Here is a 13,870-nt window from a genome sequence, read left to right as displayed (position 1 = left end):
CGTGGCGCGTGGACCTGGTCAGAGCACGGCCATGACCGCCTTGATCGTCAGTCCCAACAGCGCCAGTGACGACAGCACGAAGAGCGCGAAGCGCAGCTCGATCTTGTTGATGAGTGCCTGCACCAGGCTGTGCACCACGCGCAGGCCCACGTAGCTCCAGGCCAGCATCAGGTTGAGGCCCGTTCCTTCGCCCAGCAGCGCCAGCGCCAGCGTGATGGCATAGAAGATGGTCGGCTGCTCCATCAGGTGGTTGTAGTTGTCGGCCTTCCAGCGCACCTCGGCCGGCAGCTGGCTCATCTGCTCGCCGCGCGGCGCATACCGGTCGGGTTTCATGCGGGCCTTGAACATGGCCGGCAAGCGAGTGGCATACATCCAGGCCCACATGACCATGGACCAGGACACGAGCGCGACGACGGGAGCGAGAATGGGGCTGTGCATGGCTCCTTCCCTGCCCCATGCAGCGGTACGACGCAACTCATGGGCGGATTCCGACCCATCCCGCGCTGATTTGTCACACGGGTGCGCTCGCTGATACAGCCGTCTCCGCAGTCACGCAGAGGGGGATACACATTGATGAAGTCGCGTTGCGCGTCCGTACTCGTCGTACTGGGCCTCGTGGCGTGCGGAGACTCCGCCGACACACCCGGGCCCACGCCGGCAGAATCGGGGGACGCCGCCGCGCCCTCGCCCACCCTCATGCGTCCGGAGGTCAGCGCGGAGGACCTCGCGGCCATTCGCGCACAGGAAGACCTGCGCTCGGCACGCGCGCTCGCGGAGGTGGAGCGCCGCTTCGCCTCGCGGACGCCGGGCCTGTCCTTCCGCGTCCGCCGTGTCCGCACCAGCGCCCTGGGCGACACCCATGTCTGGATTCAGCAGGTCTTCCAGGGCACGCCCGTGATGGGGCGTGAGCTGGGCGTCATCGTCTTCGTGGACGACACCCTCCAGGTGCTCGGCGAGCCCGACTCCTTCGAGGGCGTCGCGCCCGCGCGGATGAAGGCCACCGAGGGCCTGAAGCGGGCCAGGGCCCACGTCGCGAGCAAGGGGCTCACGGTGGGGGACACGGGCGACGTCGTCCTGGAGCCCGTCCTGGAGCGCCGCCTCCGCCCGGGCGCCTCCGGGGAGAACGCCGCGGACTACGAGACGGTGGTGGTGGGGTTCGAGCGAGGCACCCGGGTGAAGGTGACGTCCGAGTTCTCCGCGGACGCGCCCCGCGAGCTGTTCGTGCGCGAGCGCGACGGCGCCGTGGTGGAGCGGGCCTTCCCGCCCTCCGCCATGGCGAAGGGGACGCTGCGCAGCGCGTTCGCGGGCACCGTGACGATGGGCACGTACTCGCCAGCCCGGAGCGTCTACTACCTCCAGAGTGAGCGTGGCGACTCCATCTCCGCCGCCACCCAGGCGGATGGCTCGAGGTGGTTCGACTACAAGAGCTCGGTCAACACCTGGGGTGACAACCAGCTCTACGCCCTCCAGGGCCCCAATACCGTGAATGGGCAGACCGCGGCGGCGGACGCGTTCATCTCCGTCTACGGCACCACCCGGATGTTCGCCGACGTGTACGGCCGCAATGGCTGGGACGGCCAGGGCGGGCCCATCCACGCCTACGTGCACTCCCCGGAAGGCAATGCCCACCCCGCGGGCAATGGCGTCGTCATCCTCGGCTACACCTCCGTCAAGGGCGGGCTGTCGAGCGTCCCGCTGACCGACATCGAGACGGTGGCCCACGAGGTCAGCCACATGACCTTCGCGCTGGACACCGGCGTGGTGACCGGTCCCACCGGCGAGTTGGGCGGCCTGGATGAAGGGTCGGCGGACATCTTCGGCCTGGTCGCCGGCTTCTACCTGCCGGAGGCGATTGCCCTCCTGGGGACTCCGTGCACCACGGTGAGCTGCAGCAGCAGTGGGGTCCGCAAGCCCATCACCGTGCGGGGCGACTGGATTTATGGGAACTGGGGAGACTCCCGCTACGGCCGCTCGTTCATCGACCCGTTCCTGTACCCCGCCTGGGCGCCAGGCATCGAGAGCGCGGCCTCCCACTATGCGGCGGGGCCGCTGGAGCGGATGTTCTACTTCCTCAGCGTCGGCGTGCTCCCCGCGGGCCAGGCGCCGGTCCCCGGCCTGTTGCAGCCGCAGCGGGCGAGCGCCTTCCTCCCCCAGGGGCTCACCGGCCTCGGCATCACCACGGCGAACTGGCTCTGGTACAACACGCTCAGCGGCGTCTACTTCTCGCGCATCACCAACTACGCCACGACGCGCGAGATGATGCTCGAGGCGACGATGACGCTGTACGGGCGCGTGCCGCACACCCCCGAGTACAAGGCGGTGGAGGATGCCTGGGCGGCCGTGAATGTCGGCCCGCCCGCGGACCGCACGCCTCCCACCGTGGCCATCACCACCAAGCAGAAGAGCAGCACGGAAGCCCTCGTCACCGTCGACGTGTCCGACGAGAACGGCCTCGTCGAGGGAATGGTGGTCATCTCCTCCGGCCTCATCAATGGACCGACGATGGCGCAGCCCTGCACCAGCCACTGCGTCTTCATCCTCGACCCGGCCTGGTACGGGACGAGCGCCTCGCACTACGTGAATGTCACCGCGAAGGACACTCGCGGGAACGAGGTGGCCAAGAAGGTGTACTTCGCGCTGGATGCCACCGGGCCGAGCGTCACCATCACCTCGAACAAGGCGACGACCTGGTCGCCCATCGCGCCCCAGCAGGACTGGAAGTACAGCGCCAGCGACACCTCGGGCCTCCAGTCGGCGAAGGTGTTCGTGGACGGCGTGGCGGTGGTGGATGAGTTCTGGAGCGACCCGCTCATGTCCAGCTTCACGCTCGACAACGTGGTGGTGGATGTCTCCAGCCGCGCGGAGGGCCGGTACCCGGTGCGGTTCGAGACGGCCGACCCCTTCGGCAACACCCGGGTGAACGACTACTCGCTCGCGGTGGACCACACGGCTCCAGAGGTCTGCACGCAGACGGTGACGGTGGACCCGGCGAACAACGGCAAGGTCTACCTGACGCTCACCGGGCGCGACGCGGTCGCCGGGCTGTCGAACCTCGCCATCCACCACACGACGGGCGGGCTGCTGCGCGGGGACACGACCGATGTGGGGCCCGGCGTCCAGCGCACGCTGAGCCACACCGCCACGCTCGCGCCGGGGACCTACCTCTTCTTCGGCGTCTGCATGGACCAGAGCTCCAACGTCGTGCGGACGCCGTACCAGACCGTCACGCTGGTGGGCTCGTGCAACTCCATGGCCACCGCGGGCGGCGCGCAGGTGGATGAGCGCACGTTCCAGATGGGCAAGGCGGCGGGGACGGTGAGCCTCAGCTACCACACCTACTCCGTGCACGACCGCATCAAGGTCTACTCGGGCACGACCCTGGCGGCCGACACCGGCTGCATGGCCACGGGCGACCCGTCCATCCTCAGGACGCTGACGTTCTCCTACTCGGGGACGTCGGGGCAGTTGAAGGTGCGCGTCGAGCCCAACTGCAACCCCGTCACGGCCCAGCCCACCACGGAGTGGGCGTACTCGCTGAGCTGCCCCTGATGCGGCATCCAGGCGCGGGCCTGCCTGCTGCTCGCGGGCCCGCGCCGGAATCGCAACCCGGTGGTGGATGCTCCAAATGTCATGTATGCACCGTGAACTGGGCCGCTCCCGTGTCGGTCCCGGCCCTCGGGGCTCCCGGCAAGCCGGCCCGGGATGCGTCTCCCTTAAGCTGAAGCGGGCGCGGAGCCGGAGGAGGAGGCCTGTCCCTTAAGGACGCTGCACGCTCTCTCCACTGGCCCGGCTGACACTCGTCAGCAGCCCTTCTCGGTCCCTGCTGTACCAACGCCCCTCAACAGGGCCCCCACTCCTCCTATACCCACACCCATACACTTTCAGCACAGGGTGCACATTTCACATGACAATCATTTACTAATCCTACCGGGCAAGACAAGAAAGAGCGTGGGATGTTGGAAGGGCCTCCTGCATTGAAGCAAGGCAGTCCCGCCGAGACGCCCTCCCCGCTTCTCTCCGCAGGGGCCCTCGATTACGGTTGGCCACGCATGTAGTTGACTATCATGGATTGATTGAGCGGTGAGCGGTTTCTCGCCCCCAAATGAATTACTCAAGTAGCGAGAAGAGACGATGTAACGCAGGCAGGAATCCACTTCGGTCCTTTGCAGCATTCCTGAGGAAATTCGCGTCCTCCTCATTGAGTCTTTTCGATACCTGACGAGGCAGTCGCTGACAAAGCTCAGAAATGGCCGCTAAAGGGTATGCGACTATCGCGTGATCCGGATCGAACAGGTAAAGAGACGTTGTGTCTGATGCATAAGCCTCGACGGCTCTGCGTATGCCAATGTCGACTATCTTTTCAAGATGCTCAGGGGCAACGGGATCATAGAATTTTCCATTCTTGTAGTTTGCCTCTTCTCGCCGGTCCATCATCCACTGCGTGGGAGAAACGAGCGCAATTGTTTGCGATAGCAATAGGTGGCGACCCAGGTGAGTCCCAAATAGGTTAACCACAACCTTGTGTGTAACCCCGCTCTCTTTTTTGCAGGGTGTCCCTGGAGTAGTACTTAGTGAAAATGGAGTGGATTTTTGGTAGTAAAGGCATAACCCCGCAAGCGCAAGCATTGCTCGAAATGAATAGAATGAAGAGTAGTAGAGCTTGACTGTTGACCACGAATAAAAACCAGCCTGAATGCCATGAAGCGCATCGAGAAATGACACACAGGAAGAATACGTATAGCTCAGCGCATCCTGCTCCAGACATGCCTTCAGATTTGCTGCATCCGCGGGAGTTACGATGTATCCATTCAGAAATTGACTTGGGGGACCCAACGCAATTTGGGTGTTTATATAGTTCTGTGCATTATGCATCGACGTGTTTAGGAACTAGAATTCAAAAACGGTTGGCTGCCCACTGTCTGGCTTGAATGCTTCGGTCAGTCGCTCGTATACCCTTTTAGGGGCATCTTTACCGCCGAGCCCTTTGACTTCCGACTGCAGAATGAGATTGGCAGGATTGAGCTTCATAGAGTCCTGCATTAATTCTGTTTTGAATGATTTTCTTATGTTGCAATAGGGGACCATTTTCAGTCTAAGGAAGTCAATGGCGCCTACGAAACCAGCCGCATACAGGAATACGTTATCCCGATCCTCCCAGTGCTTAGTGTACAAAGACTGAAGCGCATTGAAGAAATTGATGACGATTAGCTTTTGTAACTCGAACTCCGTGATCCCGACTTGCGCAAGGCCGCCCTTCTCTTCCACCAGTGGCTTTAGAGCGCCTACTGCCGTTGAGAGGGCAATTCCTCCTCTCCGCCGAGGGGAGCCTGGGAACTTGATGCCTTCAAAGTACGGAGATGACTTTTCTTCATTCAAATATGATGCAATATCTCTTGCCCGAACAGAGGCGGCGTCAACCATGTTCTCATTGGCAATACCGTACAGGTCATACACAAGACTCCGCGGAACTGGCTTCTGTTCGGTATTGATTGAAAGGAAGATGTTTGCGCATTCCTTTGTATCCAGATACTCGTAGATTGCGACGGGAAGCTCAAGTTGGGCTATCTCAGGATTCTCCTGTATGGCCTCCTTGATGCCCGCTAGTCGATGTTGCCCGTCGATGAGTTGTGCTGACCGAGGGACGTCTTCGAAGTCGATGGTTCCGTTGTTCTTGACAAGGGGGTTTTCCTTGTTCGTCCAATTTAGAACAAGTGCGCTTGGGTAGTCGCCTACGTTGACAGTAAACTCCTTGATGCTTGATATTCTGTCTGGGTTTAGAAGCCTTTGCACTGCGCCTGGTTCGTTGTCCTTCCCACGAACTGCGACATATGCGATCTGTGCAAGTCTTCCTGCGTTGATTTTGGCCAAAATGAAGGCGTGCTGCTTCTGGTTGACTTCTAGGTAGGGGATCATTATTTCAAATTGTCAATGAGGTTGGGTGTTGAGTGGGGTCACTGTGTATTCTTGTCTCTGCGGGGTCCCAAGGCTATTGGCGGCATGGCACAAGGATATCGTTGCTCGGTCATTTGCCAAGAAGTATGTTGCCCTCCGATGAGGCGATGCCCGCGGGATGAGGTGTTCCTTTCCTGTGCGCAGTTGCGGTCGCCGAAGGATAGCGCAATCTACCCGCCCAACTGGCACTCAGAACGACACCCGTCTGCTTGCATAAGATTCACAGGGACGCCGAGTCGTTCGGTAAGGGGCACTCGATGGAAGAGAATTGTAGCATGTTCCGATAGGGCAGCTTCCTAGCAGACGGCTCCTCGGGCGGAGGAGTTTCCGGTCGTCCTAGCCAACTAGCCAAGCCGGCTCTAAACTCGCGACAGCACACGCCTTTTTATACGAGGCGGTGAGGGACCGCCTCGCAGCACCACTGGCGGAGGCAGCGCGATGGGGCGCGGCCTGCCCCCTTACGTGGAGCGGGACGCACGGCAAGTACCAGGGGTACGGCGGGTTGGCGCATTGGCCTTCCGTGCGCCGCAGTCAAGTTTGCGAGAATTCTTCGACTTGCTCTTTCTTTTGGGCAAGTTGAGTTGCTCGCTAGTGTCTGCGGCACCGCCTAGTTCCTTTAGTCTTCGCATATCCTTGAGCAGTTGATCAGACGAGCACCTCTTGAACTTACCGCTGGCTCGGTCCTTGAGCATCAGACCGAGAACGGCGAGGTCGTCCCCATCGCGGTGGCCCGCACCACGATTGTCGAGGGCAAGCCCCTCAAGAAGAACGAGAAGATCCACAGTCAGCTTCAGCGCGAGTTCAAGGAAGGCGACAAGGTTCGCACCAGCTTCGACGTGCAGAAGCAGAAGAAGACGAGCAACGTGGCGAAGTCCATCGACAAGTCCGAGAACACCAACAAGTAGGCGGCCCGGGGCGCGTGCCTCGGGCATCCCCGCGGACATATCGCGGGGACTCCTCCCCGCCGATGGAGTCCCCAGAGCGGTGGGTGACCTGCCGGAGGGAGGTTCTCCTCCCGGGCGCGACGCGCGGGCGGTGTGCACATCGCCTGCCCGCCTGCGTCCTGTCGCCTCGCCCATCCCCTGCACATGGTTGGCAGAGCCCAGCGAGAGGAGAGCGAGAGCCCATGCCCCTACCCCAACACGTGGACGATGCCACGACCCGGTTCGAGGACGCCCAGCGGCGCATCGAGGAGGCGCGCGCCAAGCCCCCGCGCGTGGAGAACCTGCACGCGTGGATGAACGCGCTCAGCGACTACGCCCTGGTGCTCTCCGCGCTGCACGAGTACACCAACGAGTCCATCCACGAGAAGCTGCACGTGCTCTTTGCCCACGCGAAGCTGCAGAAGCCCGCCCCCGGCATTCCCACCGACGACACCATTCCCGGCGGCCCCATCCGCGAAGGCCCCTGACGCCCCGCCCGGCCCTCCAACGCTCCGGCGGCCCGGCATCGTGGGTGCCTGGCCGGCCTCCCGGACAGGCGGATGAGGACCCGGAGCCATGGCCAGCACGCCCCCCCCTCCAGAGCAGCGACCCCACGATGCTCGCGTGACACAAGCATGCGACGCCCATGACGGGGCGACGCCCTCACGTGTGCAGCGCGCTGCACGGCCCATGCACGCAAGGCGCTGACGACACTCGGAGCGCGGAGGGCACGTGGCTTGCTCTACCAGCCCGAGGGGGCTGGCCGGGTCTCCCGCGTGGGAGCAGTCTCATGAAGAGGCGTGCCGTCGCGTTCACCGTGCTCTGGCTGTGGTTGCTGTCTCCTGGCGTCGTCCGGGCGGAGGGCCTCGCATTCGACTTCCATGAGGCCTCGCGGTCCGCGCGGTTGCTGGACCGGCACGCTCCGTGGGCCCATGCGCGGGCGGGAGGAGACCGCCTCCGTGCGTTCTCACCGGCGAGTGTCACCGTCACCAACGAGGACCTCGATATCCCCACGCACACCTGAGGACTGTGCCGAGGAAGAGGCCCTGAAGGGCTCCCACTCGCGTGCGGCCTTGCGCGACGCGCGCCGCAAGGTGGCCCATGGAGCGCCGCGAGGCATGCGGAACCTGACGCTGGGGCTCGCGCCCAAGGTGGGGTTCGTCAACGACAGGGCCGTCTTCGGGCTGGGCGGCCACATCTAGAAATTCGAGCAGTTCGAGCAGTTCGACCCGTCCATGCCCAGATTCTCTGCATCATTTCTTCCCTCGTCGGCTCTTCAGGTCTGCGGGCTCCCATGCGGAATTTCACCGTTGTGGGTTCCCGCATCAAGGAGGAGCAAAACGATGTCGAAAACTGTCTGTATCGGACTCATCTCCGTCGTGGCGTTGGTGGTGCTGTGGGCGCCTGCGGCTCAGGCTCAGACGTGGACGTGTGGCGACTTGTTGGAGGACTGCTTGTTCTGGGCCAACCAGGATACGGATAACCGTATGCGGGATCTAAGAAGGGACCAGTGCTACGCGGACTATGAGGCCTGCGAGTACTCGCCTGTGTGTGGTGACGGCATATGCCAGTCTTGGGAGGACTACGACGGGACCTGCTCCATGGACTGCGGCGCGGGCATTCGCTCGAATGAACCGGGCACGGTGGAGCGCAACTACTCGTCCTCCGTGCTGAGCACCGACTCTGATTGACGCTGCCCCGTCTTCGCGGCGCGTCCCAGGCTCTCGTCTCTCATCTGCCATGCCGGTGGGTATGGCGGGCCGGCCACCGCACTCTTCACCTGTTCCGAGCTGGAATCTGTTCTATGTGTCCTCCGCCTCTCGCGGAGGACCGCTCGACATGCCGCTCGCTTCACCTTTGCGCCGCCACCTCGCCGTGCTCACGCAGTGCCTCGCGGTCTGCGGCCTCGGTGCCGCCTGCGCCTCCACTCCGCCTGCGCCAGGGCAGGCCGGCGCGCCCGGCAAGGCGCCTCCCCCCGTCGAGGCCCGCATCGACGCACGGGCCATCATCGCGGACTCGCGGAAGATTGCCTCGCGGGATGGCGTGGAGGAGCTGCTCGAGATTCCGGTGGGAGGGACGAAGCAGTGGATTTCGGTCCGGGGGCGAGACCGGCGCAATCCCATCCTGCTGATGATTCACGGCGGGCCTGCCTCCCCCGAGCTTCCGACGAGCTGGGCCTTCCAGGGCGGCTGGGAGGACTTCTTCACCGTGGTGCAGTGGGACCAGCGCGGCAGCGGCAAGACGTACAACGCCAACGACCCGGCCCTCATCGCCCCCACGCTCTCCCTCGACCGCATCACCGAGGACGCCGCGGAAGTCGTCCAGTACCTGCGGCGCCGCTACGGCAAGGAGAAGGTCTTCGTCCTCGGTCACTCCTGGGGGAGCCTCGTGGGTCTGCAGCTCGCCCACCGCCATCCCGAGCTGCTGTTCGCCTACGTGGGAATGGGGCAGGTCATCAGCGGCCAGGAGAACGAGCGCGCCAGCTACGCCCTCACGCTCGCCGCGGCCGAGGCCGCCCACAACGAGGCCGCCCTCCAGGAGCTGAAGGCGATTGCGCCCTACCCGGAGAAGGACGGGACGCTGCCCCTCGAGAAGATCAGCATCGAGCGCAAGTGGTCCAACGTGTTCGGCGGCCTGGTGCATGGCCGCGACGACATCGGCCACTACATGAACCTGGCCGAGCTCTCACCCGACTACTCCGCGGCGGACGTGGCGGCAATGGACCTGGGCTCCCAGCTCTCGCTCCCGCACCTGCTGCCGGAGCTGGGGAAGTTCGACTACACGCAGGTCACCCGCTTCGGCTGTCCGCTCGTCATCTTCGCGGGGCGGCACGACACGACCACGCCCTCGCAGTTCACGGCCCACTGGCTCACAGGGGTGAGCGCGCCGAGCAAGCGCCTCGTCTGGTTCGAGAACTCCGCCCACATGATGATGGTGGAGGAGCCCGGGCGCATGCTCCTCCACCTCGTGCAGGACGTGCTGCCGCTGGCGGCGAGCGGCACGGCGCAGGCTCCCGCCGACGCGTCCCCGCCGAGTCCCACGCCGCCCGGCACGGCGCCCTCCTCGCGCTGACGCATGCAGGGAGTAGGGCTCACCGGTGTGCAACCAGGGGACCTGGGAGTCCGAAACCGGGAATTGCGGCCCGAAATGCGACAGCGCGGACGGGGCGACGTTTTCCCCTCGAAAGACGAAAGACCACGGCATGGCGGCTCCCGGTCGAGCGGCCATGCCGGGGCGTGCCTCCCCATGAGCGGGGAGGCTGGCCTGCGTCTTGGGGCCGAGGGGACTGAGCAGATGAGAAGGGCTGTCCGGATAGCACCCAGACACTCCATTGAAAGACGCACCCCGGCCTGAACCCAGACACCCCCACCGTGACGGGTCATGTCCGAGCCCTGGCGGGCTTCGTCGCGGCGTTCCACACCTCAAGGAGCATTCGTGTTCAAGCGTTACCTCCCCACTGCCACCGCCTTCGCGGCCGCCGCCCTCCTCTCCACCGGCTGCGGTCCCGTGGAGTCAGAGGACTCTCTCGACAGCACGGACGAGCTGGGCACCCGCAGCGACGCCCTGACAGGCGCGCAGTTCTGGCATGACCTCCGCGCGTACAGCGGAACGTCTGGCCAGTGCAACAGCGGGGTCAACATCTCGGAAGGCAAGGCCCTGGGCCAGTGGACGACGCGCATGCGCATCGACACGGACTCGCGCTCGGGCGGGTGCTACCAGAAGTTCGGCATCGTCGACCCGTCCGGCGAGCTGTCGGGGCTGGTCCTCTCCGTCGACTTCCATGGTCAGGCGAACACCACGGGTGACGGGCAGTGCGACTCCCCGGGCATCTACCAGGTCCCGGTGGGCACCTCGCTGACGTGGTCCCCCTCCTGGGGCATCGACACCGGCGGCAACCCGGGTGGCTGCGTGCAGGCGTTCAGCATGTCCGGGCGCTCGGACGTCGCCCTGGACGTGAAGTTCGAGGACGACGGCTTCAACGGGCAGTGTGACAATGCGGGCACGCACACGGTGACGTCGGCCGCGCCCAAGTCCATCGTGTTCGACATGGATGACCGCGGCGGTGGCTGCTTCCAGAGCTTCCGGCTCCGGCTGATGGCCTGCGGCGACGCCGTCTGTGACCCGGGCGAGACGTGCGACGCCGACTGCATCATCTGCGGCGATGGCATCTGCAACGGCTCGGAGACCGTGTCCTCCTGCCTCACGGACTGCGACCCGTGCGGCAACGGCTACTGCGCCCCGAATGACCCGTACACCTGTCCCCAGGACTGCGAGACGTGCGGCGACGGCATCTGCAGCCTCTCGGAGCGGTTCACGTGCCCCGAGGACTGTGGCGGCGGGAGCTGCGGGATGCGCATCTGCCCCGACGAGCCGCTCTAACACTACTGCGTTAGGGGTATGCGGGGGAGCGAGCGACTGAGGGGTGCGCGTCCTTGGCTACCATTGCGGTGTGCGCCCGGCGTCCTACTCATGAAGTAGGTATGGACTCCTTCATGAATGCCGCTGCCGAGCAGCGGCTTGAGAGGTACTTCCAGCGAATCGGCGACGTGCTCGGCGAGGAGAGCCGGCGTGGCTCGTTCACCCTCTATGCCATGGGCCTGCTGGGAGACGGGGAGCGCAAGAGCGTCGAGCCCATCGCCGCCCGCGCATGCCCGGACCCCGGACGGGTGGATGCCAGGCACCAACGACTGTTGCACTTCGCCGTAGACTCGAAGTGGAGCGACCGGGACGGGCGGCGGGCGGCGGCGCAATATGCGCTGGGGGCGATGACCTCGCGCGAGCCGGTGGAAGTCTGGATTGTGGACGACCCGGGCTTCCCCACGACAGCTTCATCACCGTACGGCTCGCCATGGCGCGGGTGAGTGCCACCTGGCTGCCGCGCTGCCCCACCTGCCACCGCTCCAACCACCGACGCGCCTCACACAGCCTGCCCGGCTTCCCGTTCACCCCTCGGGCCCCTGACGCAGTAGTGCTCGTTTACCCGGAAGGCCGCAGCGGTGGGTCCGCTACAGCGAGGACCTACCGCACCACCGGAGTCTGTGAAGCGCGGCACTCGTACATGGGTTCCCCAGGAACCTGGGAGGCCCCGTCCTCTCCGCCCGCCCTTCTGGGGGTGGAAACCACCGCGCGAGGGAAATCCAGAGCTCAGTGGGACGGAGGTCGGGAAGTCGGAGCACTCCGTAGTACCGACGACGCTGGCGAACCAACACCCTAGCCTTCTTCACGGGGAACTCCTTGGGCCTCCCCTGGCCGGGAGGTTTCGGTGGTTGGGTTCACCGAGGAGCTTCCCCGCTCCTTGCTGGCTCTGCGAATACTCGGAGCCGGCCTGCTACACACCTATAGGAACATTTCCGACAGTCACGGGGCCGCTCCGATCCGCTCGAGGACGGATCCTTGACTTCGGCTCCCGAGCGGTGCTATTGCATTTGTAACACAGTACTCACAAACTGTCGGACGGTCGACGACGACACGGAAGCGAGATCTTCCTTGGCGAGGGGGTAATGGTGTCGCGAGCCATCGACATGCTTCGAGAGGCGGCGAAGGTCGTTCCTGCCGTTCGCTACGCGCTCGGCGTCGCAGGGGTGATGGCTTGCTGCGCGCTCGAGACCGCTCAAGCGCAGACGACCTGCACCGACACCCCGGAGGGGCGCGTGTGTACCGTCCAGCAACCGATCATCAGTGGCGCCCTCGTGGACGTTCAGAGGCAGAGGGATCTAGGCCTTGTCACCGTGGGCGGAGGCTGCAGCGGAACGCTGGTCAACCGGTTCTGGGTGCTCACGGCTGATCACTGCGTCACGTCGACGGGCACCGTGAACGGACCCTCCGCCAGTCTCGCCGCGCTTCCCATTACCGCCGCGTGGTCGACCCGGATAGTGATCCCAACCCGGCTCGTCCGGAACTGGGGACCCACCGGGCTGGACGTGGCGCTCGTTTTTCTCGGCGCAGGCGACTTCGGCCCTGCCAACATCCAGCTCTTCTTCGTGAACGATGTCGACACCTCCCTAACCCTCACGAAGTTCGGCCGCGGCATCTTCGCCTACGCGAGCGCCGGCCCTCCTCCGGTTGGGGCCCAGCAGGATGGGCGCTTCCGGAGCGCCGTGTTCACGCCGAGCACCGCGAGCGCCACGGCCTACACCCTGCCCGCCAACGCCGCCGGCCAGGTGGGCAACGGAGGCGACAGCGGAGGCCCGGACTTCGTGACCGCGCCAAACGGCGTACTGCTCGGGATCGCCGGCGTGCAGTCCACCTGCGCCTGGACCTCGCGGGTACCCGGCATGCCCGACCCACCTTTTTGGACCTGGGTTACGGCCATTGCCAGCTGCACGAGCGCCGCCATCAGCACGGCCCGGTTCGACATCGTGCAGATCATCCAGGAGGGGAGCACTCCCTGCGCCGGCGTGTCCGCGGCGTGCGCGGTCCTCGAGACGACCAGCCTGACCCTGATGCTCCACTAGGCACCTGTCCACTCACGGAGGGGAATGAGTATGCATGTACATGACGTTCGAAGGATCGGCGCCGCCAGCGTGCTGGTTTTGCTGGTGGCATGGGCGCCTCTAGCTTTCGCTCAAGCAGAGCAGTACAGCAATTGGGGGTCGGTGCAGGAACTCGAGGCCGGCTGGGGGCAAGACACGATGTCGGTGCGCCACAGCGCTCCCATGGTCAACCCGGGCGGCTGCTCCATCACCAACGCCGGCTACGCGACGAATCCCGCCGACACGGGCCACAGCTTGTTCCACACGCTGCTCCTGAGCGCCTTCCTGAACCGAAAGGAAGTTTCAATCCTCGTCTCGGGATGTGTCTACGGCAAGCCTCGCATCATAGCCGTGAAAATCCACTGACATCCTACCCCTTCAGGGGCCTCGCCCTCGACCCGCGTCCCGACCGCTGAGGTGCGATCGCACGATGCGATGAGGCGCCCAGCGTTGTCCTCCCGCAGGCAGCGTGGCAGCGAGCGTGGAGTTCTCTTGCCCCTCTACGGGCCAACGTGCACGCAT

At 64.6% G+C, this 13,870-nt stretch carries 11 protein-coding genes and 1 pseudogene; 10 read left to right on the top strand and 2 right to left on the bottom strand.

Going from position 1 to position 13,870, the window contains the following annotated elements; all coding sequences use genetic code 11:
* Positions 1 to 18: 18 nt before the first annotated feature.
* Entirely contained in the window at positions 19 to 438 is a 420-nt protein-coding gene (locus G4D86_RS46250; protein WP_164001787.1) for an MAPEG family protein, read from the bottom strand.
* A gap of 135 nt (positions 439 to 573) precedes the next feature.
* Between G4D86_RS46250 and G4D86_RS46245 the strand changes: the two genes are divergently transcribed.
* The gene (locus G4D86_RS46245) at positions 574 to 3,549 is read left to right on the top strand and encodes a M4 family metallopeptidase (protein WP_164001785.1); all 2,976 of its coding nucleotides are present in this window, start codon (positions 574 to 576) and stop codon (positions 3,547 to 3,549) included.
* Positions 3,550 to 4,887: 1,338 nt separating this feature from the next.
* Here the strand turns inward: G4D86_RS46245 and G4D86_RS46240 are convergent.
* Positions 4,888 to 5,913, bottom strand: a complete 1,026-nt coding sequence (locus tag G4D86_RS46240; RefSeq protein WP_164001783.1) for a DNA sulfur modification protein DndB — start codon at positions 5,911 to 5,913, stop codon at positions 4,888 to 4,890.
* A gap of 764 nt (positions 5,914 to 6,677) precedes the next feature.
* On the opposite strand from G4D86_RS46240, the gene G4D86_RS46235 reads away from it, so the two are divergent.
* From G4D86_RS46235 to G4D86_RS46200, 9 genes and pseudogenes are all read left to right on the top strand, one after another.
* On the top strand, positions 6,678 to 6,857 hold the full coding sequence (locus tag G4D86_RS46235; protein ID WP_164001781.1) for a hypothetical protein: 180 nt from the start codon (positions 6,678 to 6,680) through the stop codon (positions 6,855 to 6,857).
* Positions 6,858 to 7,078: 221 nt separating this feature from the next.
* Positions 7,079 to 7,363 (top strand): hypothetical protein, encoded by a 285-nt coding sequence (locus G4D86_RS46230; RefSeq protein ID WP_164001779.1) that lies wholly within the window; start codon positions 7,079 to 7,081, stop codon positions 7,361 to 7,363.
* A 302-nt stretch (positions 7,364 to 7,665) separates the two neighbouring features.
* Positions 7,666 to 7,899 carry a hypothetical protein gene (locus G4D86_RS46225; protein ID WP_164001777.1) on the top strand — a complete coding sequence of 78 codons (234 nt, stop codon included), beginning with the start codon at positions 7,666 to 7,668 and terminating at the stop codon, positions 7,897 to 7,899.
* 49 nt (positions 7,900 to 7,948) lie between these two features.
* On the top strand, positions 7,949 to 8,077 hold the full coding sequence (locus G4D86_RS54050; RefSeq protein ID WP_275899230.1) for a hypothetical protein: 129 nt from the start codon (positions 7,949 to 7,951) through the stop codon (positions 8,075 to 8,077).
* Positions 8,078 to 8,714: 637 nt separating this feature from the next.
* The gene (locus G4D86_RS46220; RefSeq protein ID WP_164001775.1) at positions 8,715 to 9,947 is read left to right on the top strand and encodes an alpha/beta fold hydrolase; all 1,233 of its coding nucleotides are present in this window, start codon (positions 8,715 to 8,717) and stop codon (positions 9,945 to 9,947) included.
* A gap of 363 nt (positions 9,948 to 10,310) precedes the next feature.
* On the top strand, positions 10,311 to 11,255 hold the full coding sequence (locus G4D86_RS46215; protein ID WP_164001773.1) for a hypothetical protein: 945 nt from the start codon (positions 10,311 to 10,313) through the stop codon (positions 11,253 to 11,255).
* 113 nt (positions 11,256 to 11,368) lie between these two features.
* A pseudogene (locus G4D86_RS46210) lies at positions 11,369 to 11,692 on the top strand (transposase); the annotation flags it as partial.
* Positions 11,693 to 12,376: 684 nt separating this feature from the next.
* Entirely contained in the window at positions 12,377 to 13,330 is a 954-nt protein-coding gene (locus tag G4D86_RS46205) for a trypsin-like serine peptidase (RefSeq protein ID WP_164001771.1), read from the top strand.
* A gap of 30 nt (positions 13,331 to 13,360) precedes the next feature.
* A complete protein-coding gene (locus G4D86_RS46200) occupies positions 13,361 to 13,714 on the top strand; it encodes a hypothetical protein (protein ID WP_164001769.1) in 354 nt (117 codons plus the stop codon).
* The last annotated feature ends 156 nt before the right edge of the window (positions 13,715 to 13,870 follow it).

It is taken from the genome of Pyxidicoccus caerfyrddinensis, assembly GCF_010894405.1.
GTDB classification, from domain to species: domain Bacteria; phylum Myxococcota; class Myxococcia; order Myxococcales; family Myxococcaceae; genus Myxococcus; species Myxococcus caerfyrddinensis.
The sequence above is the reverse complement of the archived record's forward strand: the minus strand, read 5'-3'. Positions and strand labels throughout refer to the sequence as shown.

Bases quoted from the DNA above. Each gene is read 5' to 3' on its own strand.
- G4D86_RS46200 (WP_164001769.1), top strand. From the start codon at position 13,361: ATGCATGTACATGACGTTCGAAGGATCGGCGCCGCCAGCGTGCTGGTT.
- G4D86_RS46230 (WP_164001779.1), top strand. From the start codon at position 7,079: ATGCCCCTACCCCAACACGTGGACGATGCCACGACCCGGTTCGAGGAC.
- G4D86_RS46240 (WP_164001783.1), bottom strand. From the start codon at position 5,913: ATGATCCCCTACCTAGAAGTCAACCAGAAGCAGCACGCCTTCATTTTG.
- G4D86_RS46245 (WP_164001785.1), top strand. From the start codon at position 574: ATGAAGTCGCGTTGCGCGTCCGTACTCGTCGTACTGGGCCTCGTGGCG.
- G4D86_RS46225 (WP_164001777.1), top strand. From the start codon at position 7,666: ATGAAGAGGCGTGCCGTCGCGTTCACCGTGCTCTGGCTGTGGTTGCTG.
- G4D86_RS46250 (WP_164001787.1), bottom strand. From the start codon at position 438: ATGCACAGCCCCATTCTCGCTCCCGTCGTCGCGCTCGTGTCCTGGTCC.
- G4D86_RS46220 (WP_164001775.1), top strand. From the start codon at position 8,715: ATGCCGCTCGCTTCACCTTTGCGCCGCCACCTCGCCGTGCTCACGCAG.
- G4D86_RS46205 (WP_164001771.1), top strand. From the start codon at position 12,377: ATGGTGTCGCGAGCCATCGACATGCTTCGAGAGGCGGCGAAGGTCGTT.